The 20178-nt window shown below is 67.4% G+C and carries 22 protein-coding genes and 1 tRNA gene; 14 read left to right on the forward strand and 9 right to left on the reverse strand.

The window, feature by feature from the left end:
* Window positions 1-6: 6 nt before the first annotated feature.
* From ACFPFG_RS07055 to ACFPFG_RS07085, 7 genes are read left to right on the forward strand one after another with little or no spacing between them, the layout of a single operon-like run.
* Window positions 7-516, forward strand: coding sequence for a hypothetical protein (locus ACFPFG_RS07055; protein WP_380105766.1), 510 nt, complete (start codon window positions 7-9; stop codon window positions 514-516).
* 6 nt (window positions 517-522) lie between these two features.
* Window positions 523-2565, forward strand: coding sequence for a replication endonuclease (locus ACFPFG_RS07060; RefSeq protein ID WP_380105768.1), 2043 nt, complete (start codon window positions 523-525; stop codon window positions 2563-2565).
* 15 nt (window positions 2566-2580) lie between these two features.
* Window positions 2581-2808 carry a hypothetical protein gene (locus ACFPFG_RS07065; RefSeq protein ID WP_380105769.1) on the forward strand — a complete coding sequence of 76 codons (228 nt, stop codon included), beginning with the start codon at window positions 2581-2583 and terminating at the stop codon, window positions 2806-2808.
* Between the two features lie 29 nt (window positions 2809-2837).
* Entirely contained in the window at window positions 2838-3044 is a 207-nt protein-coding gene (locus ACFPFG_RS07070) for a hypothetical protein (RefSeq protein WP_380105771.1), read from the forward strand.
* 3 nt (window positions 3045-3047) lie between these two features.
* Window positions 3048-3335: a hypothetical protein gene (locus tag ACFPFG_RS07075; protein WP_380105773.1), complete on the forward strand. Its 288-nt coding sequence runs from the start codon at window positions 3048-3050 to the stop codon at window positions 3333-3335.
* Window positions 3332-4192 carry a DNA adenine methylase gene (locus ACFPFG_RS07080; RefSeq protein WP_380105775.1) on the forward strand — a complete coding sequence of 287 codons (861 nt, stop codon included), beginning with the start codon at window positions 3332-3334 and terminating at the stop codon, window positions 4190-4192. The genes ACFPFG_RS07075 and ACFPFG_RS07080 overlap by 4 nt, the downstream gene beginning before the upstream one ends.
* Before the next feature lie 2 nt (window positions 4193-4194).
* Window positions 4195-4425: a helix-turn-helix transcriptional regulator gene (locus tag ACFPFG_RS07085; protein ID WP_380105777.1), complete on the forward strand. Its 231-nt coding sequence runs from the start codon at window positions 4195-4197 to the stop codon at window positions 4423-4425.
* 13 nt (window positions 4426-4438) lie between these two features.
* On the opposite strand, the gene ACFPFG_RS07090 is transcribed toward ACFPFG_RS07085, so the two are convergent.
* The 5 genes from ACFPFG_RS07090 to ACFPFG_RS07110 form a co-directional block, all read right to left on the reverse strand.
* Entirely contained in the window at window positions 4439-4729 is a 291-nt protein-coding gene (locus tag ACFPFG_RS07090; protein WP_312378949.1) for a helix-turn-helix domain-containing protein, read from the reverse strand.
* Between the two features lie 64 nt (window positions 4730-4793).
* Window positions 4794-5822, reverse strand: coding sequence for a tyrosine-type recombinase/integrase (locus ACFPFG_RS07095; RefSeq protein ID WP_380105779.1), 1029 nt, complete (start codon window positions 5820-5822; stop codon window positions 4794-4796).
* Between the two features lie 182 nt (window positions 5823-6004).
* Window positions 6005-6091, reverse strand: a tRNA-Leu gene (locus ACFPFG_RS07100).
* A 121-nt stretch (window positions 6092-6212) separates the two neighbouring features.
* Window positions 6213-9428 (reverse strand): efflux RND transporter permease subunit, encoded by a 3216-nt coding sequence (locus ACFPFG_RS07105; RefSeq protein ID WP_183018510.1) that lies wholly within the window; start codon window positions 9426-9428, stop codon window positions 6213-6215.
* Window positions 9425-10648 (reverse strand): efflux RND transporter periplasmic adaptor subunit, encoded by a 1224-nt coding sequence (locus tag ACFPFG_RS07110; RefSeq protein WP_183018509.1) that lies wholly within the window; start codon window positions 10646-10648, stop codon window positions 9425-9427. Before ACFPFG_RS07110 ends, ACFPFG_RS07105 begins: the two co-directional genes overlap by 4 nt.
* 174 nt (window positions 10649-10822) lie before the next feature.
* Here ACFPFG_RS07110 and hpnC point away from each other — a divergent pair, with 174 nt between their 5' ends.
* From hpnC to ACFPFG_RS07130, 4 genes are all read left to right on the forward strand, one after another.
* The gene (hpnC, locus tag ACFPFG_RS07115) at window positions 10823-11707 is read left to right on the forward strand and encodes a squalene synthase HpnC (protein ID WP_380105782.1); all 885 of its coding nucleotides are present in this window, start codon (window positions 10823-10825) and stop codon (window positions 11705-11707) included.
* Between the two features lie 67 nt (window positions 11708-11774).
* Complete coding sequence (gene hpnD, locus ACFPFG_RS07120; protein WP_012204489.1) at window positions 11775-12620, forward strand: presqualene diphosphate synthase HpnD; 846 nt, start codon at window positions 11775-11777, stop codon at window positions 12618-12620.
* The gene (gene hpnE / locus ACFPFG_RS07125) at window positions 12617-14005 is read left to right on the forward strand and encodes a hydroxysqualene dehydroxylase HpnE (protein ID WP_380105784.1); all 1389 of its coding nucleotides are present in this window, start codon (window positions 12617-12619) and stop codon (window positions 14003-14005) included. Before hpnD ends, hpnE begins: the two co-directional genes overlap by 4 nt.
* Window positions 14006-14131: 126 nt before the next feature.
* Window positions 14132-15151 carry a Bug family tripartite tricarboxylate transporter substrate binding protein gene (locus ACFPFG_RS07130; protein WP_380105786.1) on the forward strand — a complete coding sequence of 340 codons (1020 nt, stop codon included), beginning with the start codon at window positions 14132-14134 and terminating at the stop codon, window positions 15149-15151.
* A 39-nt stretch (window positions 15152-15190) separates the two neighbouring features.
* Here ACFPFG_RS07130 and ACFPFG_RS07135 read toward each other — a convergent pair whose 3' ends face one another.
* Window positions 15191-15874 carry a GntR family transcriptional regulator gene (locus tag ACFPFG_RS07135; protein ID WP_197956876.1) on the reverse strand — a complete coding sequence of 228 codons (684 nt, stop codon included), beginning with the start codon at window positions 15872-15874 and terminating at the stop codon, window positions 15191-15193.
* A 167-nt stretch (window positions 15875-16041) separates the two neighbouring features.
* Between ACFPFG_RS07135 and ACFPFG_RS07140 the strand changes: the two genes are divergently transcribed.
* The 3 genes from ACFPFG_RS07140 to ACFPFG_RS07150 all read left to right on the forward strand — a co-directional run bounded on the left by ACFPFG_RS07140 (window position 16042) and on the right by ACFPFG_RS07150 (window position 18445).
* On the forward strand, window positions 16042-16440 hold the full coding sequence (locus ACFPFG_RS07140; RefSeq protein WP_374620578.1) for a carboxymuconolactone decarboxylase family protein: 399 nt from the start codon (window positions 16042-16044) through the stop codon (window positions 16438-16440).
* Between the two features lie 10 nt (window positions 16441-16450).
* A complete protein-coding gene (locus ACFPFG_RS07145) occupies window positions 16451-17314 on the forward strand; it encodes an NAD(P)-dependent oxidoreductase (protein WP_380105789.1) in 864 nt (287 codons plus the stop codon).
* Window positions 17315-17446: 132 nt separating this feature from the next.
* Entirely contained in the window at window positions 17447-18445 is a 999-nt protein-coding gene (locus tag ACFPFG_RS07150; protein ID WP_183018504.1) for a tripartite tricarboxylate transporter substrate binding protein BugD, read from the forward strand.
* Between the two features lie 7 nt (window positions 18446-18452).
* Here ACFPFG_RS07150 and ACFPFG_RS07155 read toward each other — a convergent pair whose 3' ends face one another.
* Genes ACFPFG_RS07155 through ACFPFG_RS07165 form a run of 3 tightly spaced genes read right to left on the reverse strand, consistent with a single transcriptional unit; the run spans window position 18453 to window position 20165 of the window.
* Window positions 18453-19043, reverse strand: a complete 591-nt coding sequence (locus ACFPFG_RS07155) for a class I SAM-dependent methyltransferase (RefSeq protein WP_183018503.1) — start codon at window positions 19041-19043, stop codon at window positions 18453-18455.
* A 19-nt stretch (window positions 19044-19062) separates the two neighbouring features.
* Complete coding sequence (locus ACFPFG_RS07160; RefSeq protein ID WP_016449600.1) at window positions 19063-19275, reverse strand: DUF2788 domain-containing protein; 213 nt, start codon at window positions 19273-19275, stop codon at window positions 19063-19065.
* 56 nt (window positions 19276-19331) lie between these two features.
* Complete coding sequence (locus ACFPFG_RS07165) at window positions 19332-20165, reverse strand: DUF2189 domain-containing protein (protein ID WP_380105792.1); 834 nt, start codon at window positions 20163-20165, stop codon at window positions 19332-19334.
* Window positions 20166-20178: the final 13 nt, after the last annotated feature.

The following is a 20178-nucleotide window of genomic DNA, read 5'->3' on the forward strand; positions in this document are numbered from 1 at the left end:
CCGCCCATGAATGCCCCATTGCGCAATGGCCTGGTGATGCTGCCGCAGCATTCCACGCCTCTGCACCCAGCCCATGAGCCAGACCTGTGTCCGCTGTGCGGCCTGGTGCATATGCCCGAGCCTGCTGCAACGCTGGCGCCCGTGCTGGCCGATGTGCTGCCGGGTGCAGCGCTGCAGCTGCTGCGCATCACCACGGACGCCTGGACGCCGCTGCACAAGCATGACGCCGTGCCCATGCCGGCAGACGTGCGCAAGCAGCTGGCCACGTTGCGCGAGCAGTACCGCAAGCAATCGGGCGCCGGCTACATCGACGCCGAAAACCAGGAATGGTTCGGGATGCCGGGAGACTTGCGCATGGCCATCCTGCTGCTGGCCAACGTGGGCGGCGACCTGCGGGCATTGGCTGACCGTGATTGGCGCGAGACGCCGCCGCCAGAGCGCGCGGCCATCAAGACAGTGGCGCGCTCCCTCAAGCGCCACGCCGGGCGCCTGGTGGCGCTCGCCAGCCTTTGGTAGCTCGCAATGGCTGTATCCCCCATCCCACGCAAGCGCGTCACGTCCAGCTTTTCTGAATGGCTCAACAGCCGTCCGAAGCCTGGCCATGTGCAGTACCACCTGCAGCGCATCGTCGAGTCAGCACCCCGCGAGTGGCAGGGCGCCATCCGCTCCCGCTTCCTGAAGTCGGCACCCTTGCCGCCTGCCGGTGTGGCGTTGGATTCGGACGCCTATGCACGCTGGTATCTGGGCCTGCCCAGCGAAAGCGAACAGGCGTGGATGGATCTGCAGGAGCTGGCCGACTATGAGGACCGTTACGGCGACGCGCTGCGCCTGAACATCGGCGATGGCGAAATCTGCGCCTGGGCGGCCAAGCTGGCCGACGACGTGGAAGAGCTGGAAAACCGATGCATCGCCATGGGCGGCGGCCTGCGTGAGCGGCTGACACTGGTGCGCGGCATCGTCCACCTAATCGGCGTGGATGAAGGCAAGCCCATCGAGGGAGAACCCGCAATCGCCCGCGCCAAGTGCGCGCGCTGGTGGCGCCGTCGCCTGCGCCGCCACATCGCGCGCGTGGTGGAGGCTGGGGCCATCAGCATGGGTCTGGTGCACCTCAACAGCGGCGGCTACGTCAGCCAGAGAGGCCTGAAAGCCCGCAAGGGCCAGCTGGCCCGCAACGCCGAAGCGCTGGGCCGCACTCTCTACAAGAACGAGGCCGGGCAGGTCTACAGCCTGGCCGAGCTGTCCGCGCTGAGCACGTCTAACCCCACTGTGCGCGGCGGCGAGCTGATGACGCGCATTCGTGGTGCCGAGGAATACGCTGATGCGCACGGCCATGTGGGCCTGTTTCTGACGATGACTGTGCCCAGCAAGTACCACGCCATGCGCCTCATGGGCAGTGGAGACAACCGCTGGGCAGCTCGCAACCCGAAGTACAACGGAGCGACACCGCGCGAGAGTCAGCAATGGATGCTCGCGCAATGGAAGCGCGTGCTGGCCAAACTGGACCGCCAGCAGGTCAAACGCTACGGTCTGCGCGTTGCCGAGCCGCACCACGATGCCACCCCCCACTGGCACATGCTTGTGTGGGTCGAGGGTGAGGCCCAGGCCCGTGCCCTGGTGGACACCATTCGCAAATACTGGCTCAGCGAAGACGGAAACGAACGCGGCGCCAAAGAAAACCGCGTAGACGTGAAGCGCATGAATGCCGGCGGCGCAGCAGGCTACGTGGCGAAGTACATCGCCAAGAACGTGGGCCACCACGCCCTTGCTGAGCACCTGGACGTGGTGCAGGGCCAGGAAATCCAGATGGCCCTGGGCTTGGACAGCCCCGAGCAGCCTGACAGCCCCGAGGCCATGGAATCTAACGGGGTGGCCGCCCAGAAGAGGGTAGACGCCTGGGCGTCAACGTGGAACATCCGTCAGTTCCAAGCCTTCGGCATGCCCAGTGTGACGGTCTGGCGAGAGCTGCGCCGCGTCAGCAAGGACCAGCCCGAGCAAATCGACCTGTTCGACCGTGAGGCCCAGCGCAACATCCAGCGCGCCTATCAAGCCTGCCACCGCCACGGCGAACTGCGAGCCGACTGGCGCATGTTCATGGAGTCGATGGGTGGGCATGGCTGCAAGCGCCAAGACTGGCTGCTGCGCCCTGCGCGTCGCGCACCCAAGGAAGGCGCCACCAACAGGTATGGCGACTTGATCAAGGCCGGCCCGGTGCGCGGCGTGCAAGTGCAGCGTGGCCGTGCCCGTGGTCACTGGCTCGTGAGCCGCCGCATTGCCTGGGCGCATTGCACCGATGCAACGCCAGCAGTGCACGCCGCAGGCGGGGCTGCTGATGCTGATGGAGTCATCCAAAGCGTTGGCCAAGAGGCGCAGACACGGCGCCCTTTGGGCGCCGCTTGGACTGGTTTCAATAACTTCACGGCCCGGCTTCAAAGCCAGAGCGTCCGTGACCTTTTTGGCCGTGGACGCCATGAGGCCGAGGACTGGAACAGCCCTTCGAGCCCGGATTCAGTGCTCTACAGGCCCGATGCGGCCACCGCATCCCCCGCTTCTTCTCGTTTTTCCTGAAAAGGAGGTCTACCCGTGTCCGCATCCATCCCCCACGCCCGCCGCACAGAACCCCGCGTGCACTGCTGGGCCCGCGCCATCAATGGCGACTACGTGCACAGCGAGCACATGGCGCCTGACCACCTGGCCAAGGTGTTCGCCGCCGAGCGCGAGCGCTTGGCCGCCGTAAAGCCCCGCCGCCAGCGCAAGCACCGCGCCGCGATCCCCGACACCAACCCCGCCCAGCTGCGACTGGTCGGCTGACCCCGCAACCACCACAGAGGACCACCACCATGAGCCTGCACACCATCACCACCGCGCACAGCTACCGCGCAATCCTCATCCCCGCCGATATCCACCCTGATGAGGTGGAGCAGTTGGCAGACGACAACCTGCTGCCAGTGCTGCAGCTCAAGGCTGCCAGCGCATCGCATGCAACCGTCAGCGCAGGCGCCGCCAGCGGCCTGCCCGTGCTGCGCGTTGAACGCCTGGAGACCTGAGCCATGGGCGCGCGACGTTACCTTTCAGAAATGACTGCCGCCCAGGCCGCCGCAAGCATCGAGGCCGTACTCGACAAGGTGTCCAAAGACCTGGACCAGATATCGGTTCTTGAATGGGATTCGCAACCCGTGCGCGACATGCGCAACCGCGAGCAGGAGCTGCATTCAGCGCTCGTTGTGTTGCGCGATCTGGAAAGCAACCAGGGCGCATTCACGTTGAACGCGCGCGCTCAGGAGGCGCCTGCCGCCCCTGCCGCGCCTGCGGCGGAAACCAAGGGAACCACGACATGAGTCAAGTCGAATCCCCCGCCCTGCGCTACCACGGCGCCAAGTTCCGGCTGGCGCCCTGGGTGCTCCAGCACTTCCCAGAGCACCGCTGCTACGTCGAGCCCTTCGGCGGCGCGGCCGGCGTGTTGCTGCAAAAGCCCCGGGCCTACGCCGAGGTCTACAACGACCTGGACGACGAAATCGCCAACTTCTTCCGCGTGCTGCGCGACCCTGGCCAATCCGAGCGGCTGATCCAGCTGCTGAACCTCACGCCCTACGCACGGGCCGAGTTCGACCTGTCCTATCAGGACTGCGACGAACCGGTGGAGCGCGCCAGGCGCACGGCTGTGCGGGCATGCATGGGCTATGGCTCTGCCGGCGCAACCAAGGGAGTCACGGGCTTCCGCATTGATACCGCTCGGCAGTACGGCACAGCACAGGGACTCTGGAGCCGCTACCCAGCCCAGCTGCCACCCATCATCGAGCGCTTGCAGGGCGTGCTGATCGAGAACAGGCCTGCACTCGAGGTCATGCAGCAGCACGACACGCTCGACACGCTGCACTTCGTGGATCCGCCCTACGTATTCGGCACGCGCTCGCTGCGCAACGTGACTCAGGGCTGCTATCGACACGAGATGACCGACGAGCAGCACCTGGAGCTGCTGGCCGTGCTGCGCGGCCTGCAGGGCATGGTCGTGCTGTGCGGCTACCCATCGGATCTGTACGAGCGCGAGCTGGCTGACTGGCAGGTCCACACCACGGGCGCCCGCATCTCTGCCGGCCGTGGCACAGCGGTCAAGACCGAAGTGCTGTGGCTCAACCCCGCGTGCCAGCAGCGCCTGGCCGCGCCGCCCGCCGTCCAGCAAGCGCTCGAGATCTAGACATGAACAAGCACAACCCGAAACAAGGAACCAGCGAAATGAACCCGCACTTGAGCACCGCCCCCCGCATGGACACCCAAGGAATTGCCGAATATCTGGGACTGAGCCGCGAGCACGTCACTGCGCGCCTGACCAAGCGCCCGGATTTCCCCAAGCCGTTCATCAACGCAAGCCGCCGCATTCGCTACTGGCGCGTGGCAGACGTGAAAGCATGGGCGGAGGGGCGCCATTGAGCATTGAGAGGGACTACCAGTGCCCTTGTGGCTTGCGCAGCTGCCAGCCGGGCGGCAGCTCCAAGGCTTCGCGACCAGAGCCCGGCACATCATTGGCACGCAGCACCAACTGAACATCCAGCAGCCGCAAAATTTCCGCCAGCTGGCCGACGCTGACAGCCAGCGGATCTCGCTCTATCACCGCCACGCGGGCCTGGGAGATTCCAAGCAGGTGAGCCAGTCGGGCCTGGCTCATGCCGGCCGCCTTGCGTAATGACTTGAGCTGTGGGGCCAATTGGTGCGGCAACTGCAACAGGTAGTCCATGGCGTGCTCCAAAATCACCCTGGGGTGATAAAGGCAAAAAATAACCGGTGGGTTATGAAATGGCCTAAAGCCGTGCGGCGATGTCTTCGGCCGATTCCCGATAGTAGGTATTGAACAGCTCATTGATATCGACATGGCCGCTGATGCGGGCCAGCGTCATCACGTCCACGCGCTTGCTGAGCCACGTCAGGGCCGTGGCGCGCAGGTCATGGAAGCGCAGGCCCTCAACCATCACCCGATCCCGCAGCTTGCGGTAGAGCGTGTCGCGGCTCGCATCGCTGATGGTCCAATAGGCGTCACGCCCAGCAGCTTCGGCTGAGGCGTCCAGCACGCGCAGCAGGCGCACTGCGCGGCTTGTCAGTGGCACGCGCCGCGCCCCCACGATGGCCTCTGTCTTGTGGTGAGGCAGCTCGTAGACTTTGCGCCGCAGATCCACGTTGCTGCGTGACATGCGCAGGATTTCGCCGCTTCGCATGCCGGTATGCAGGGCCACCAGCATGGCCCACGCAGCCTGCTGCATGGGGGCCACGGGAGCCACGCGTGGAGAAACCATTGCAGATCGCAGCATCAGCCGGATTTCGGACCACTGCCCTGTGCGCCGTCGAGCGTGGGCCTTCCCAGGGAGCTTGATTTCTGGCCACGGGCTTTTGCCTGCCCATTTCCACTGCTTGACGGCCAGCGACCAGATGGGCCGGAACTGCTGTGCTTCACGCAACACGCTGGACCCGGACACCTGTTTCAGCCTGGCATCACGCCAGCGCGCTAAATCGTCCCCTGTGACCTCATGAAAGACTTTGGCCGCCAGCTCGGGAAAATCGCGCAGCCAAGCGTCGAAACGCAAGTTGTCGGCCCGCGCCGTCGATGACGGCTTCTTGTCCGTGACCTCGCACCGATATCTCTCTACGGCCTCGGCCAAGGTGCGCCGGGGAAACTCGCCCCGTGCGCCGGCCAAAATCGCAGCCTCTTCAGCGACAGCCCAGGCCTGAGCCTCGGCCTTTGTCGGCCGCACAGCTGTGCGCCGCACGCCCATTCGCTCAACCTCTGCGCGCCACCCCGTTTTGAGTTTTCGGAAATACGCCACCCACACCCCCATGACCCGCGCCAGGTCATGCGGGATCGCATGCGGGAACCGTGCGGGATTGGGATGTGATTTTGCGCCAGATCCTGCCAGCTTCGGCCGGCACGCGCAGAGGCGTCGAACCAAGAAAAAAGCCCGTTTTCATAGGAGAAAACGGGCTTGAGGGGGTTTCGGTGGATTACACCGGGTTTTTATTGTGGTGCGCGGGGGGGGACTCGAACCCCCACACCATTGCTGGCGTCAGGACCTAAACCTGGTGCGTCTACCAATTTCGCCACCCGCGCTGGTTCTTGAGGGAGCCGCCTGCGCGGCGGCTCCTAGGTCAGGGCGCAGATTCTAGCCGCAATTGCGGGGCCCATTGCCATACCCCGGATTTGATCGGCGGCCTCTGCGCTTTCGCGGCCATCAGTGCGTGGGCTCGCGGCGCACGCGGAACACGGCGGCGTACATGGCCGGCAGCGCCAGCAGTGTCAGCACGGTGGCCACGACCAGCCCGCCCATGATGGCCACGGCCATGGGGCCCCAGAACACGCTGCGCGACAGCGGGATCATGGCCAGCACGGCGGCTGCGGCCGTCAGCACGATGGGACGCAGGCGGCGCACGGCGGCTTCGATGATGGCGTCCCAGGCCGGCACGCCGCGCGCACGATCGGTCTCGATCTGGTCAATCAGGATCACCGAATTGCGCTGGATCATGCCCATCAGCGCCACCACGCCCAGCAGCGCCACGAAGCCGAAGGGCCGGCCCAGCAGCAGCAGCGCCGCCGCCACGCCGGGAATGCCCAGCGGCCCGGTGATGAACACCAGCAGCGAGCGGCTGACACTGCGCAACTGCAGCATGAGCAGCGTGAAGGTGAGGAACAGCATCACGGGCACGCCGGCGACGATGGCGTCCGAGCCCTTGGAGCTTTCCTCCACGGCGCCCGCCACATCGATGCGGTAGGCCGTGTCGCCCGCGGCATGCCAGCGCGCCTCGATCTCGCGCAGACCCGGCAGCAGCGCATGGGTCAGCGTCGCGCCCTGCAGGCCCTCGCGCACATCGCCCTGCACAGTGATGGCGAACATGCGCTTTTCTCGCCACATCACGCCGGGCTCCCAGACCATCACGGGCTTGGCGATCTGCGTGAGCGGGATCGACTTGCCCGATGCCGTGGGCAGGTAGGCGTTGGCGATGTCGGTGATGGCGTCGCGCTCCGAATACGGCGTGCGCAGCACGATGTCGATGAGCTTGTCGCCCTCGCGGAACTGGCCCACGGTGGAGCCGCTGAGCATGACGCGGGCCGCCTGTGCGATGGCCTGGCTGCTCACGCCCAGGGCGCGCGCCTTGTCCTGGTCCACCTCCAGGCGCACGGCCTTGACGGACTCGTTCCAGTTGTCGTTGACGCCGCGCATGTCGGCGTTGGCGATCATGACCTGCTTGACCTCGTCGGCATAGGCACGCAGCTTTTGCGGATCGGTGCCGGACACGCGGAACTGCACCGGATAGGGCACGGGAGGCCCGTTGGGCAGCAGCTTGACGCGGCCGCGCACCTCGGGGAACTCCTGGGCCAGCAGCGCCGGCAGCGATTTGCGCAGGCGCTCGCGCGTGGGCAGGTCCTGGGCGACCAGGATGAACTGCGAGACGTTGTTCTGCGGAAATACCTGGTCCAGCGGCAGGTAGAAACGCGGCACGCCCGAGCCCACCCACTCGCTGACCGTGCGCACGCCGTCCAGCTGCATGAAGCGCGCTTCCACACGGCGCGTGACGGCTTCGTTGGCGGCCAGCGACGTGCCCTCGGGGAACCAGACGTCCACCAGCACCTCGGGCCGGCTGGAATCCGGGAAGAACTGCTGCTGCACGCGCGACATGCCCACCAGGCCCAGCGCGAAGACCAGCACCGTGATGGCAATGGTCAGCCAGCGGTGCGTCACGCACCAGTTCACGGCGCGCCGGAAGCGGTTGTAGAACGGGCTGTCGAAGACTTCATGCTCGGCCGACGAGGCATTGAGGTTGGTCTCCTCGATGGGCACCTCGCCCGAGGCCACCTCGGGCGGCAGCGTGGCCGCGTGCGGCGGGCGCTTGAGCAGCAGCATGCCCAGGTAGGGCACGAAGTACACCGAGGCGAACCAGCTGAGCACCAGCGCAATCACCGTCACCGCGAAGATGGCGAAGGTGTACTCGCCCGTCATGGACTTGGCCATGCCGATGGGCAGAAAGCCCGCTGCCGTGATCAGCGTGCCGGTCAGCATGGGCTTGGCCGTGATCTCGTAGGCAAAGGTGGCGGCGCGGTACTTCTCGTAGCCCTCCTCCATCTTGCGCACCATCATCTCCACGGCAATGATGGCGTCGTCCACCAGCAGGCCCAGCGCGATGATCAGCGAGCCCAGCGACACCTTGTGCAGGCCGATGTTCCAGTACCACATGGCCAGGAAGGTCGCGGCCAGCACCAGCGGAATGGTGATGGCCACCACCAGGCCCGGGCGCGGGTCGATGTACCAGCGCTTCCACAGCGGCTGGTGGCCCTCGCGCTTGTGCAGGCCCAGGCTGATGAAGCTCACGGCCAGCACCACCACCACGGCCTCGATCAGCACCTGCAGGAATTCGTTCACCGAATCGGCCACGGCCTTGGGCTGGTCCTGCATGTTGGCCAGCTCGACGCCTGCCGGCAGCGTGCGCGCGATGTCGCCCACGGCGCCGCGCAGGGATTTGCCCAGGCGGATGATGTCGCCGCCCTTGGTCATGGACACGCCCAGCGCAATCGTCTCGCGCCCCTGGTGGCGTACCTTCACATTGGCCGGATCGGCATAGCCGCGGCGGATCTCGGCGATATCGCCCAGGCGCAGCTGCGCGCCCGAGGCACCGCGGATCGGCATGGCGCGCAACTCGTCCACCGCCAGGAACTGGCCGGCCACGCGCACCTGCACATCCTCGCGCGGTGTCTGCAGCACGCCTGCGCCCTCGATCGCGTTTTGCTGGCCCAGCTGGCCCAGCACCTGGTTCATGTCCAGGCCCAGCTGCGACAGGCGGCGCTGCGACAGCTCGATGTAGACCTTCTCGTCCTGCACGCCGAACAGCTCCACCTTGGCCACATCGGGCACGCGCAGCAGGCGCTGGCGCACGTCGTCGGCCATGGTCTTGAGCTCGGCGTAGCTGAAGCCGTCTGCCTGCAGGGCGTAGATCACGCCATAGACATCGCCGAACTCGTCATTGAAGAACGGCCCCTGCACGCCCTGCGGCAGGGTGTAGCGCATGTCGCCGATCTTCTTGCGCACCGTGTACCACAGCTGCTGGACATCGCCGGGGCGCGAATTGTCCTTGAGCTGGAAGATGATCATCGACTCGCCAGGCTTGGAATAGCTGCTGATCTTGTCGGCGTAGGGCACCTCCTGCAGCGTGCGCTCGATCTTGTCGGTCACCTGCTCGGCCATCTGCTGCGCCGTGGCGCCCGGCCAGTTGGTGCGCACCACCATGGCGCGGAAGGTGAAGGGCGGGTCCTCGTCCTGCCCCAGCTGGAAGTACGAGGCAAAGCCCAGCAGCAGCAGCACGACCATGAAATAGCGCGTCAGCGCCACATGGTCCAGCGCCCAGCGCGAAAGATTGAAGTGCCCGCCCTGCGGCGCCTTGTGCTTGGCCCCGCTCATTGGGCCGCTCCGCTGGACGCAGCACCTTCGGGAGCAGCGGCGCCTGCGGCGGCAGGGGCCTGTGCCGGCTGCTGCGTCTTGTCATACCGGTCCTGATAGACCGTGACCTTCTGCCCGGGCGTGAGCACATGCACGCCGGCGGCCACCACCTGCATGCCGGGCGCCAGGCCTGCGGCAATCACGGCCTCGTTGCCATCGGCCGTGGCCAGTTGCACGGGCTGCAGCTTCACCGTGCTGCTGGCGGCGTCGAACACCCACACTGCCGTGCCCTGGCCACCGCCGCCTTCCTGGCGCAGCGCGGTGGTGGGCAGCTTGATCACGGGCTGGCCCGTGGGGCCCATGCCCTCGGGCAGCGCATGGACCGTCGCGCCCAGCGGCGGCACGGCAGCCGCATCCGACGCGGGCAGTGCCACCTTCACCTGGTAGGTGCGTGTGACGGGATCGGCGCTGGCCGCCACCTCGCGCACCTGGCCCTGCAGCGGCTGCATGCCGGCCGACCAGGGGCGCACATTCACTTTCTGGCCCACGCGGATGGCACCGCGCTTGTCCTCGGGCACCACGAACACCACGTCGCGCGGGCCGTCCTGGGCAATGCGCACCACGGGCGAGCCGGCCGACACCACCTGGCCGGGTTCGGCGTCTATGCCGGTCACCACGCCGGGCACATCGGCCAGCAACTGCGCGTAGGACTCCTGATTGCTCTGCGATGCCAGCTGCGCCTTGGCCTGGTCCAGCGTGGCCTGGGCGGACTTGAGCGTGGCCTCGCGCCGCTCCAGCTCCGCACCGCTGATGAAATTCTGCGCCTTCAGCTGCGAGTAACGCCTCACATCGGCGGCAGCAAGATCGCGCTGCGTGGTCGCGGCCGCCACCTGGGCGCGCGCGGCGTCAGCTCCCAGCCGGTAGTCGCTGGCATCGAGCCGCGCCAGCAACTGGCCTGCCTGCACATGCTGGCCCAGCTCCACCTCGCGGCGCACGAGCTTGCCGGCCACGCGAAAGCCCAGGCGCGACTCTATGCGCGCGCGCACCTCGCCCGCGTACTCCAGTTGCGTGTCCAGCGCGCCCACGCCTACGGTGAGCAGCTTGACGGCGCGCACCGGCTCGGGCGGCGGCTCCGCCTTGGAGCAGGCGCCCAGCGCCAGCGCGGCGGCCAGGCACAGAGGGGCAAGAAGAAGATGGCGCGGCAAAGCGGGCGCGGCAGGGGTCGATGGCAAGTCGGGCATGTGGATCCGGGAGGGCTGGTGCGAAAAGCGGCTGCGGGCTGCAAGATCCGGGCAACATGCCGCGGCAGCTGGCTGGCGCCGTTTACTGACTGACGGGTTAGTAATTTAGGAGAAGCCCTTGAGCCCGTCAAGTGAAATGCATGGCCTTGCGCACAGCATCGACAATCGGCCACCGTGAAGTCCACCGCACCCACCCTGCCCGCCTCCCCCGCCCCGGTCACGCACTACGAGAACTTTCCCGTGGCGTCCTGGCTGTGCCCACCCCGCTTGCGCCCGCCGATTGCCGCGCTCTACCACTTCGCGCGCACTGCAGACGACCTGGCCGACGAGGGCGACGCCACGCCGCCCGAGCGCCTGGCCGCACTGGCCGCCTACCGTGGCGACCTGATGGCGCTGGGCACCGAAGGCGAGGCTTCCATGCTTTCGCGCACGGCATGGCCCCAGGTCTTTGCAGGGCTGGCACCGCAGGTACGCGCCCACCAACTTCCGCTGGCGCTGATGGACGATCTGCTCAGCGCCTTCGCGCAGGACGTGCACAAGACCGAATCCGGCGCCACCTATGCCGACCGCGCCGAGCTGCTCGACTACTGCCGCCGCTCGGCCAATCCCGTGGGCAGGCTGCTGCTGCACCTGTACGGCGTGGACGATGCCGAATCGCTCAACCGAAGCGACGCCATCTGCACCGCCCTGCAGTTGATCAATTTCTGGCAGGACTTCAGTGTGGACCTGCCACGCGGGCGCCACTACCTGACCGACGCCGACTGCGCCGCCCACGGCGTGCAGCGCGATGAACTGCGCGCCGAGCCCTCGGCACTGACCCCCGCCGTGCGTGCACTGTTGGCCGCACAATCGGCCTGGGCGCGCGCACTGATGCAGTCCGGCGCACCGCTGGCGCACCGCCTGCCGGGCCGCATCGGCTGGGAGCTGCGCCTGGTCGTGCAGGGCGGGCTGCGCATCCTGGACAAGGTCGATGCGCTGCAGGGCGCCAGCCTCTACCGCCGGCCCACCGTCGGCAAGGCCGATGCGCCGCTGCTGCTGTGGCGCGCCCTGCGCATGTGATGGCGGGCCGGCCGTTGCGACACCCAGGCTTTGGCCCCCAGCCGTCCATGGGACAATCCCGCCCCATATGAATCCGGATCAGTACGTCCAAGACAAGGCTGCCGCCTCGGGCAGCAGCTTTTATTACGCCTTCCTCTTCCTGCCGCGCGAGCGCCGTGCCGCCATCACAGCCTTCTATGCCTTCTGCCGCGAAGTGGACGACGTGGTGGACGAAGTCTCCGACCCCGGCGTGGCCGCCACCAAGCTCGGCTGGTGGCAAAACGAAGTGCACCAGGCCTTTGCAGGCAAGCCCTCGCATCCCGTGATGCGTGCGCTCATGCCGCACGCCCCAGTCTACGGCATCGAGGAGCGCCACCTGCAGGCGGTCATCGACGGCTGCCGCATGGACCTGGAGCAGACCCGCTACCTGGACTTCCAGGGCCTGACGCGCTACTGCCACCTGGTCGCAGGCGTGGTCGGCGAAGTGGCAGCGCGTATCTTCGGCCAGACACAGGAAGAAACCACGGCCTACGCCCACAAGATGGGCCTGGCCTTCCAGCTGACCAACATCATCCGCGACGTGGGCGAGGACGCCATGCGCGGACGCATCTACCTGCCCATCAGCGAGCTGCAGCAGTTCGACGTCAAGGCGCATGAAATCACCAAGCGCGAGTACTCGGACCGCTTCACCGCGCTGATGCGCTTTCAGGCAGAGCGCGCCCACCGCCTCTACGACGAGGCCCTGGCCCTGCTGCCCGCCGCCGACCGCCGCACGCAAAAGCCCGGCCTGATGATGGCCAGCATCTACCGCACCCTGCTGCGCGAGATCGAGGCCGACGACTTCCGCGTGCTGCACCAGCGCATCAGCCTGCCGCCGCTGCGCAAGCTGTGGCTGGCCTGGAAGATGCAGGCGCTGGGACGCATGGCGCGGTGAGCAGAGAGAGCGCCAAAGACAAGCCGCGCGCCGCTCAGCCGCGCGCCGCCATCCTCGGCGGCGGCTGGGCCGGATTTGCTGCCGCCCTTGCGCTGGCCCGCAGCGGCTGGCACATCACCCTGCACGAGGCCGCACGCGAGCCCGGCGGCCGTGCGCGCGGCATGGACCTCGACACGCCACAGGGCCCGCTGCGCGTGGACAACGGCCAGCACATCCTCATCGGCGCGTACACCGAAAGCCTGCGCCTCATGCGCGAAGTGGGCGTGGACCCTGAACGGGCGCTGCACCGCCAGCCCATGGCCCTGCCCTATGCCGATGGCAGCGGCCTGCGCTTTCCCGACTGGCCTGCGCCGCTGGATGCGCTGGCCGGCATTGCCACCGCACGCGGCTGGAGCCTGGGCGAGCGTGCAGCCCTGCTGGCGCGCGCCGTGCGCTGGCGGCTGGCGGGCTTTCGCTGCGCGCCGCAGGCCACCGTGGCCGACCTGTGCGCCGGTCTGCCGCAGCGCCTGGTCAGCGAGTTCATCGACCCGCTGTGCATCTCGGCACTCAACACACCCATTCACCTGGCCAGCGGCACGGTGTTCCTGCGCGTGCTGCGCGATGCGCTGTTCAGCGGCCGTGGCGGCTCGCATTTCCTGGTGCCGCGCCGTGACCTGGGCGGCCTGTTCCCCGCGCCGGCCGCGCAGTGGCTGCAGGAGCGCGGCCACGCCGTGCGCCTGGGCAGCCGCGTGGCCGAACTGCAGCCCCAGGGCCCGCACTGGACGCTGGGCGCAGCCCAGGCCGAAGACGCGCCCTTCGACGCCGTGCTGCTGGCCTGCCCCGCGCCCGAGGCGGCGCGCCTGGCGCTCACCGCCGCCGGGCACGACAGCCTGCCTGCACGCGACGGCATAGCCCTGCAGCGCTGGGCGCAGCTGGCCCAGGACCTGCAGCACCGCCCCATTGCCACCGTCTATGCGCAGACCGGCGATCCCTCCCACGCATTGCCCCCGGGCGCGCCCTGGCTGGCACTGCGCGCCACGCCCGATGCGCCTGCGCAGTTCGTCTTCGACCGGGGACAGCTGGGAGGACCGCAGGGCCTGATGGCCTTCGTCATCAGCGACAGCGCATCGGACCGCGAAACCCTGCAGGCCCAGGTACTGGCCCAGGCCCGGGCACAGTTGGGCTGGCATGGACTGGTTGCGCTGCGCACCGTGATCGACAAGCGCGCCACCTTCGCCTGCCTGCCGCAGCTGCAGCGCCCCGGCATGGAGCTGGGCCACGGCCTGTGGGCCTGCGGCGACCATGTGGATGGCCCGTATCCGGCCACCATCGAAGGCGCCGTGCGCAGCGGCCTGCAGGCGGCCGAGGCCATCGGCCAGGCCCTGGGTGCCGGGGGAAAAGCCTGATCCCCCGGGTATCTCCGTAGCCTGCAGACCCTGGTTTGACAGCAGATTGACAGCCACCGGCGCCACCATCGCTGGCGCCGCATCCGCTGCGGCCCATCCACTACAACGATAGCCAGGAGACCAGACATGCCTTCGCGCGACTTTCTTCACCACGCAGACCTGCCCCCGCTCGGCCGCCGCCAACTGCTGGCCGGCACGGGCGCCATGGCCCTGTCGGGCCTGCTGCCTGCGGCCGCGCTGGCGCAGGACGCCTGGCCCACACGCCCCATCCGCTTTGTCGTGCCCTTTGCGCCGGGCGGCAGCTCGGAAATCGTGGCGCGTTCCACGGCGGCCGAGCTGTCCAAGACCCTGGGCCAGAACGTCTTCGTGGACAACAAGCCCGGCGCAGCCGGCAACATCGCCATGCAGGAAGTGGCGCGCGCCGATGACCAGAGCACCGTCATCCTGGGCCACATCGGCACGCTGGCCGTCAATCCCTACATCTTCGACAAGCTGCCCTACGACGCCAACAAGGACTTCCAGCCCGTCAGCCTGCTGGCCAAGGTGCCCAGCCTGTACGTGGTCCACCCCGATGTGCCGGTCAAGAACCTGCGCGAACTCATCGCCTACGCCAGGAAGAAGCCGGGCCAGCTCAGCTACGGCTCGGCCGGCAATGGCAGCGCCGGGCACCTGGCCTTCGAGTACCTGAAGATGACGGCCGAGATCTTCATGCTGCACGTGCCCTATCGCGGCACGGGCCCCATGATGACGGACCTGATGTCGGGCCGGCTGGACGCTGCCTCGGTCGGCGCCGCCGCCCTGCTGCCCTTCATCAAGGCGGGCAAGGTGCGCTGCATCGCCACGGGATCGACCCAGCGCCTGCCCCAGTTGCCCGACGTGCCCACCGTGGCCGAGCAGGGCTTCCCGGGCTTCGAGATGACGCAGTGGTACGGCATGCTCGCCCCCTCCAGCATGACCCGAGCCCACGTGGACAAGCTGGCCGCCGAATGCGCCAAGGCCGTCAAGGCGCCCGACGCGCTCAAGCGCCTGCAGGGCGATGCGGCCGAGCCCATCGGCAGCACGCCCCAGCAGTTCGCGCAGTTCATTGCCACCGAGCAGGCACGCTGGCAAAAGGTGCTCAAGCGCGCCCAGGTCAAGCCGGACTGAGCGCACACGGACTGACACCCCCAGGCACAGGCCCCGGCATCAGCTGGCCGGGCCTGCCTTCTCGGCCATGGCCCGCAGCACGCCCTGGCTGGCCTTTTGCACATGATCGGCGCTCAGGCGCGCGGCCTGGTCCGCGTCGCCCTGCTCTATCGCCGCCACGATGGCGTCCAGCTCGGCCAGCGTCTGCGGCAGGCGCCCGGGCTGGGACATGGAGATGCGCCGCAGCACCGTCACGCGGTTGTTCAGCTGCCGCAGCATCTGGCCGGCCACCAGATTGCCGCAGCCCTCGATCAGGATGTCGTAGAACTGGTTCTTGATCGCCAGCAGGGCCACCTTGTCGCTGGCCACGGCGGGCACGGCCAGCTCGCCCAGCTTGGCGCGCAGCGCGGCGCGCTGGCCTGCCGAGGCATGCAGCGCAAAGCCCCGGCTGGCCAGCCCCTCCAGGCTGGCCCGCACCTCGTAGATATCGCGCACTTCCTGCACCGAGATGTCCGTGACCTCGGGGCCACGGTGCGGAACGATGGTGATCAGCCCCTCGGCCTGCAGGTGCTGCAGCGACTCGCGCAGGCACGAACGGCTCACATCAAGGCTCTCGCACAGTTCGCGCTCGGACAGCTTCTGGCCCGGCGCAAACACGCCATCGAGGATGGCCGTGCGCAGGGTCTGCGTCGTGCGCAGGCGCAGCGACGTTTCTTCGCGGGGGACACGCAGCATCTGGTTCATGGGACGAATCCTACCCGCCAATCCAGGGGCCGGACGGACTGACGGATTGTCATACACACACCTGGCTCGGCAGGCAATCCCGATTTTCATCAAGTAGGATTGTCTGACAATCTGATTAAATTCACTCCACCGAAAAACACCTTCACCGCCTTCCATCAGGAGTTTTCATGACCCGAGCCTACGCACCCAAGAACCCCGCCCTCTTCGACCAGGGCCTGTCCACCCGCCGCGAGGTGCTGGGCGCCGAGTATGTCGATGCGTCCATACAGAACGCCACGGACTTCAACATCGACATGCAGGAACTGGTCACCCAGTACTGCTGGGGCGATGTCTGGAACCGCCCGGGCCTGGACCGCAGGACGCGCTCCTTCCTGAACCTGGCCATGATCACGGCGCTGAACCGCCCGCATGAACTCAAGCTGCATGTGCGCGGCGCCATCAACAACGGACTGAGCAAGGAAGAGATCAAGGAAGTCTTCCTGCAGACCGCCATCTACTGCGGCGTGCCGGCCGCCATCGACTCCTTCCGCGTGGCTTCGGAAGTCTTCAAAGAGATGGACATCTGAGGCACGCAGCATGACCACCATAGGATTCATCGGCCTCGGGATGATGGGCCAGCCCATGGCCCACCTGCTGCACGCCGCAGGGCACGCCCTGGTCATCCGGGACGCCGTGCCCACCGCCACCGCGCGCTTTGCCAGCGAACATGCGGGCGTGTCCGTGGCATCCGGCGCGGCCGATTTTGCCGGCTGCAGCGTGGTCTTCACCATGCTGCCCGACTCCCGCATCGTCGATGCCGTGGTGGGCGAACTGGCACCGTACCTGCCGCCCGGCGCCTGCATCATCGACATGAGTTCGGCCGACCCCAACCGCACGCGGGCGCTGGCCGGCCTGCTGGGCGAGCGCGGCATCGGGCTGCTGGATGCGCCGGTCTCCGGCGGCGTCAAGCGCGCCATTGCGGGCACGCTGTCCATCATGGTCGGTGGCGATGCGGACCTGCTCGCCCAGCACCTGCCGCTGCTGCAGCGCATGGGACAGGCCATCACCCATGTCGGCCCCGTGGGAGCAGGCCATGCGCTCAAGGCGCTGAACAACTATGTCTCGGCAGCGGCCCTCATCGCCACAGCCGAGGCCATCCACGCAGGCGCGGCCTTCGGCATTGCGCCGGCCACCATCGTGGACGTGATCAATGCCTCCACTGGCAAGAACAACACCACCGAAAACAAGGCCCACCAGTTCATGCTGAACGGTGCCTTCAACTCGGGCTTCTCGCTGGCGCTGCAGGCCAAGGACGTGGGCATCGCCCTGTCGCTGGGCCAGGCCATGCACACGCCCATGGCATTGGCCGAGCAGGTCAGCGCCATGGCGGCCGAAGCCTCCAGGTCCCTGGGACTCGCCGCCGACCACACCGAGCTGTACAGGTACGTGGCCCCGGCCTGAGCCTGCTCCGTCTCGCCGTCGTCAAGGGCCGCATGCGGCCCTTGCCTTCCTGCCTCACGCCACCAAACACGCCACCGACAACCGGCCGAACCGAGCCGGCGGCCCCTGCACGCGCCTCCAGGAGACAAACCCATGCGCCCCCTCATCCGCAACCCCCTCATCCGCAACCCCCTCGCCCAGACCCTTATCGCCGCCGCGCTGTCAGCGGCCAGCCTTGCCGCCCTGGCCTTCCCCAACAAGCCCGTCACCATCGTCGTTCCCTACGCGGCCGGAGGCTCCACCGACGTGCTGGCCCGCGTGCTGGCCGAGGCCATGACGCGCGACCTGGGCCAGCAGGTCATCGTCGAGAACCTGGGCGGCGCCGGTGGCACCATCGGCACCAGCCGCGTCACACGCGCCCAGGCCGACGGCCACACCCTGCTGCTGCACAACATGGGCATTGCCACTGCGCCCGCGCTCTACAGCAAGCTCGCTTTCGATGTGAGGCGCGACCTGGAACCCATCGCGCTGGCCGGCGACGTGCCCATGATCCTGGTGCGCAGCAAAGGCTTTGCGCCCGCCACGCTGGCGGACTTCATCGCCCACATGAAGGCCAGGCCGGGCGAAGTACGCTTCTCGCACGCCGGCGTAGGCGCCACCTCCCACCTGTGCGCCATGCTGCTGCTGCAGACCACCTCCACCGAGGCCACCCTGGTACCCTACCGTGGCACGGGCCCGGCCCTGCAGGACCTGGTGGCAGGCAATGTCGATGTCATCTGCGACCAGCCCGTGGCCACCGGCCCGCACATACAGGCGGGCATGCTCAAGGGCTACGCCGTCGCCACGCGCGAGCGCCTGCCCTCCCTGCCCGATGTGCCCACCTTCTCGCAGGCCGGCCAGCCCGGCTTCGAGCTTGCCGTATGGCACGGCCTGTACGCTCCGCGAGGCACGCCCCAGGCCGTCATCGAACGCCTCAACAAATCCCTGCGCACCGCCCTGGCCGAGCCCGCCCTGGTCAAGCGCTTCACGGACATGAGCGTCATCATCCCGCCCGCAGACCGCCTTACCCCCGACGCCCTGCGCCAGCACACCGCCGCAGAAATCAAGCGCTGGGACCCGGTGATCAAGGCTGCGGGGGCCAAGGCCGAGTAACGCCGCACTACGACGACACCGGCCTGCGGGCCACGACATCAAAGCGATGCCAGTGCTTTGGCCCCTGCATGCTGGGGGCCATGCCATCGAACTCATTGAAGGCCAACAGCTCCATGCCATCCAAAAGGTGCAAGACCTGATCACGCGAATGAAAGCTCATGGACTGCGAATCGGCCCAGGCATCGCGCGGTCCGAAAAAATGACCTGCGAACACACCGCCCGGACGCAGCGCAGAACGCACCAGCGACCAAAACGCATCGAAGTACTCAGGATGGCAAAAGGGCAGGCTCAGTCCAGCGTGGATCAGATGCGCTGCAGGCAAAGAGGAAAGATCCTCGAAACGGCAAGCCTGCAGCGTCAAAGCGCCGGAGGCCTGCGATGCCAGGGGGCGCAAGCCCTCGATGGCCGCAGGTTCGCTGTCGATGGCGTGGACGCACCAGCCGGTATTGAGCAGCACGCGGCATTCATGGCCCGCGCCACAGCCCAGATCGATGGCCGCTTTATCTGCCGTATCACCCGCCAACGCGTCAAGCGCCTGCACCAGCAGGGGGGATATCTTGCGTCCCTCGGTAAAGCGGTAGTAGTCCGTCCAACTCATGGGTGTGACGCCTGCGGCGTCATCTCTCCATCCACCACTGGATGACGATCTTGGCGACGTAGCCCACAAAGCCCACGCCCAGGCCCAGGAAAATCACGAAGGTGCCGAACTTTCCTGCCTTGGACTGGCGCGCCAGCTGCAGGATGATGAACACCATGAAGAGGATGAAGGCCCCCACGCCATAGGTGAGGAAGAAATGGGCGATCTGTTCTTCTGTGTACCCGAATATCACGACAACACCGTCCTACATCCTCCCCTGCAGGCCCGGCCGGTCCGGGCCCGCCCGGCTCAACGCGCCGGGAAGGCCGACGCATCGACCAGATCGCGGTACGCGTGCCAGCTCGCGTGCCCCAGCAGGGGCATCACGGCCACCAGTCCCAGCAGCCAGCTGCCCAGGCCCAGCAGGGTCAACAACACAATGAGGGCGGCCCACAGTGCCAGAGGCACAGGGTTGGCCAGCACGGCCAACCAACTGGTCAGCACGGCCTGGCGCACCGTCACCCGCCTGTCCAGCATCAGCGGCATGGCCACCACGCTGGACGCAAAAATAGGCGCTGCCAGAAAACTGCCCAGCGCCAACCATATCGCAAACAACTGCCCGTCGCGGGCCAGCACCACGTGCTGCACGAAATCCGCCGGAGTGGCAATGCTCACGGGCGAGAGCACCGTGATCAGCGACGCCGACACCAGCACCCAGCCCGTGGCCGCCAGCGACAGCAGCAGCCCGAACTGCACCAGGCACCAGTAGCCGCCCTGCCCCTCGGCCTTGGCCGCATGGCAGCTTTGCCAGCGCGTCCAGGTGCGCCGCACCAGGGACAGATCGGCAGCCTCGCCGCGCTCCAGCGCGCGGCTGATGGCGTAGAGGCTGGTTGCCATGACAGGGCCGACGATCAGGAACCCCGACAGGGCCCCGGCCATCAGCCAAAAGCGATTGTGCCCCAGCGTCAAGATCAAAAACCCGATCAAGGTCAAGACCAGGCCATGTGCCAGGCTCAGCCAGGGCGCCCGGACCATGTCGCGCGCGCCACGCGCCAGCCAGCTCAGGGGGTGTTTCCAGCCGATGCTGCGCACGGCGGGGAGGACGGGGGGGTGGAAGAAAGCGGTGCTGTGGCTGGTGGGCATGGCATGGCGCGGC

This window comes from Delftia deserti, from assembly GCF_042653485.1.
Classification (GTDB): domain Bacteria; phylum Pseudomonadota; class Gammaproteobacteria; order Burkholderiales; family Burkholderiaceae_C; genus Comamonas; species Comamonas acidovorans.

Excerpts from the sequence above, each read along its gene's own strand:
- ACFPFG_RS07095 (WP_380105779.1), bottom strand. The coding sequence starts at position 5,822 with ATGGGGGTGTGGGTGGCGTATTTCCGAAAACTCAAAACGGGGTGGCGC.
- ACFPFG_RS07080 (WP_380105775.1), top strand. The coding sequence starts at position 3,332 with ATGAGTCAAGTCGAATCCCCCGCCCTGCGCTACCACGGCGCCAAGTTC.
- ACFPFG_RS07150 (WP_183018504.1), top strand. The coding sequence starts at position 17,447 with ATGCGCCCCCTCATCCGCAACCCCCTCATCCGCAACCCCCTCGCCCAG.
- ACFPFG_RS07110 (WP_183018509.1), bottom strand. The coding sequence starts at position 10,648 with ATGCCCGACTTGCCATCGACCCCTGCCGCGCCCGCTTTGCCGCGCCAT.
- ACFPFG_RS07105 (WP_183018510.1), bottom strand. The coding sequence starts at position 9,428 with ATGAGCGGGGCCAAGCACAAGGCGCCGCAGGGCGGGCACTTCAATCTT.
- ACFPFG_RS07130 (WP_380105786.1), top strand. The coding sequence starts at position 14,132 with ATGCCTTCGCGCGACTTTCTTCACCACGCAGACCTGCCCCCGCTCGGC.
- ACFPFG_RS07155 (WP_183018503.1), bottom strand. The coding sequence starts at position 19,043 with ATGAGTTGGACGGACTACTACCGCTTTACCGAGGGACGCAAGATATCC.
- ACFPFG_RS07090 (WP_312378949.1), bottom strand. The coding sequence starts at position 4,729 with ATGGACTACCTGTTGCAGTTGCCGCACCAATTGGCCCCACAGCTCAAG.
- ACFPFG_RS07145 (WP_380105789.1), top strand. The coding sequence starts at position 16,451 with ATGACCACCATAGGATTCATCGGCCTCGGGATGATGGGCCAGCCCATG.
- ACFPFG_RS07075 (WP_380105773.1), top strand. The coding sequence starts at position 3,048 with ATGGGCGCGCGACGTTACCTTTCAGAAATGACTGCCGCCCAGGCCGCC.
- ACFPFG_RS07135 (WP_197956876.1), bottom strand. The coding sequence starts at position 15,874 with ATGAACCAGATGCTGCGTGTCCCCCGCGAAGAAACGTCGCTGCGCCTG.
- ACFPFG_RS07085 (WP_380105777.1), top strand. The coding sequence starts at position 4,195 with ATGAACAAGCACAACCCGAAACAAGGAACCAGCGAAATGAACCCGCAC.
- ACFPFG_RS07070 (WP_380105771.1), top strand. The coding sequence starts at position 2,838 with ATGAGCCTGCACACCATCACCACCGCGCACAGCTACCGCGCAATCCTC.
- ACFPFG_RS07165 (WP_380105792.1), bottom strand. The coding sequence starts at position 20,165 with ATGCCCACCAGCCACAGCACCGCTTTCTTCCACCCCCCCGTCCTCCCC.
- ACFPFG_RS07060 (WP_380105768.1), top strand. The coding sequence starts at position 523 with ATGGCTGTATCCCCCATCCCACGCAAGCGCGTCACGTCCAGCTTTTCT.
- ACFPFG_RS07055 (WP_380105766.1), top strand. The coding sequence starts at position 7 with ATGAATGCCCCATTGCGCAATGGCCTGGTGATGCTGCCGCAGCATTCC.
- hpnD (WP_012204489.1), top strand. The coding sequence starts at position 11,775 with ATGAATCCGGATCAGTACGTCCAAGACAAGGCTGCCGCCTCGGGCAGC.
- ACFPFG_RS07140 (WP_374620578.1), top strand. The coding sequence starts at position 16,042 with ATGACCCGAGCCTACGCACCCAAGAACCCCGCCCTCTTCGACCAGGGC.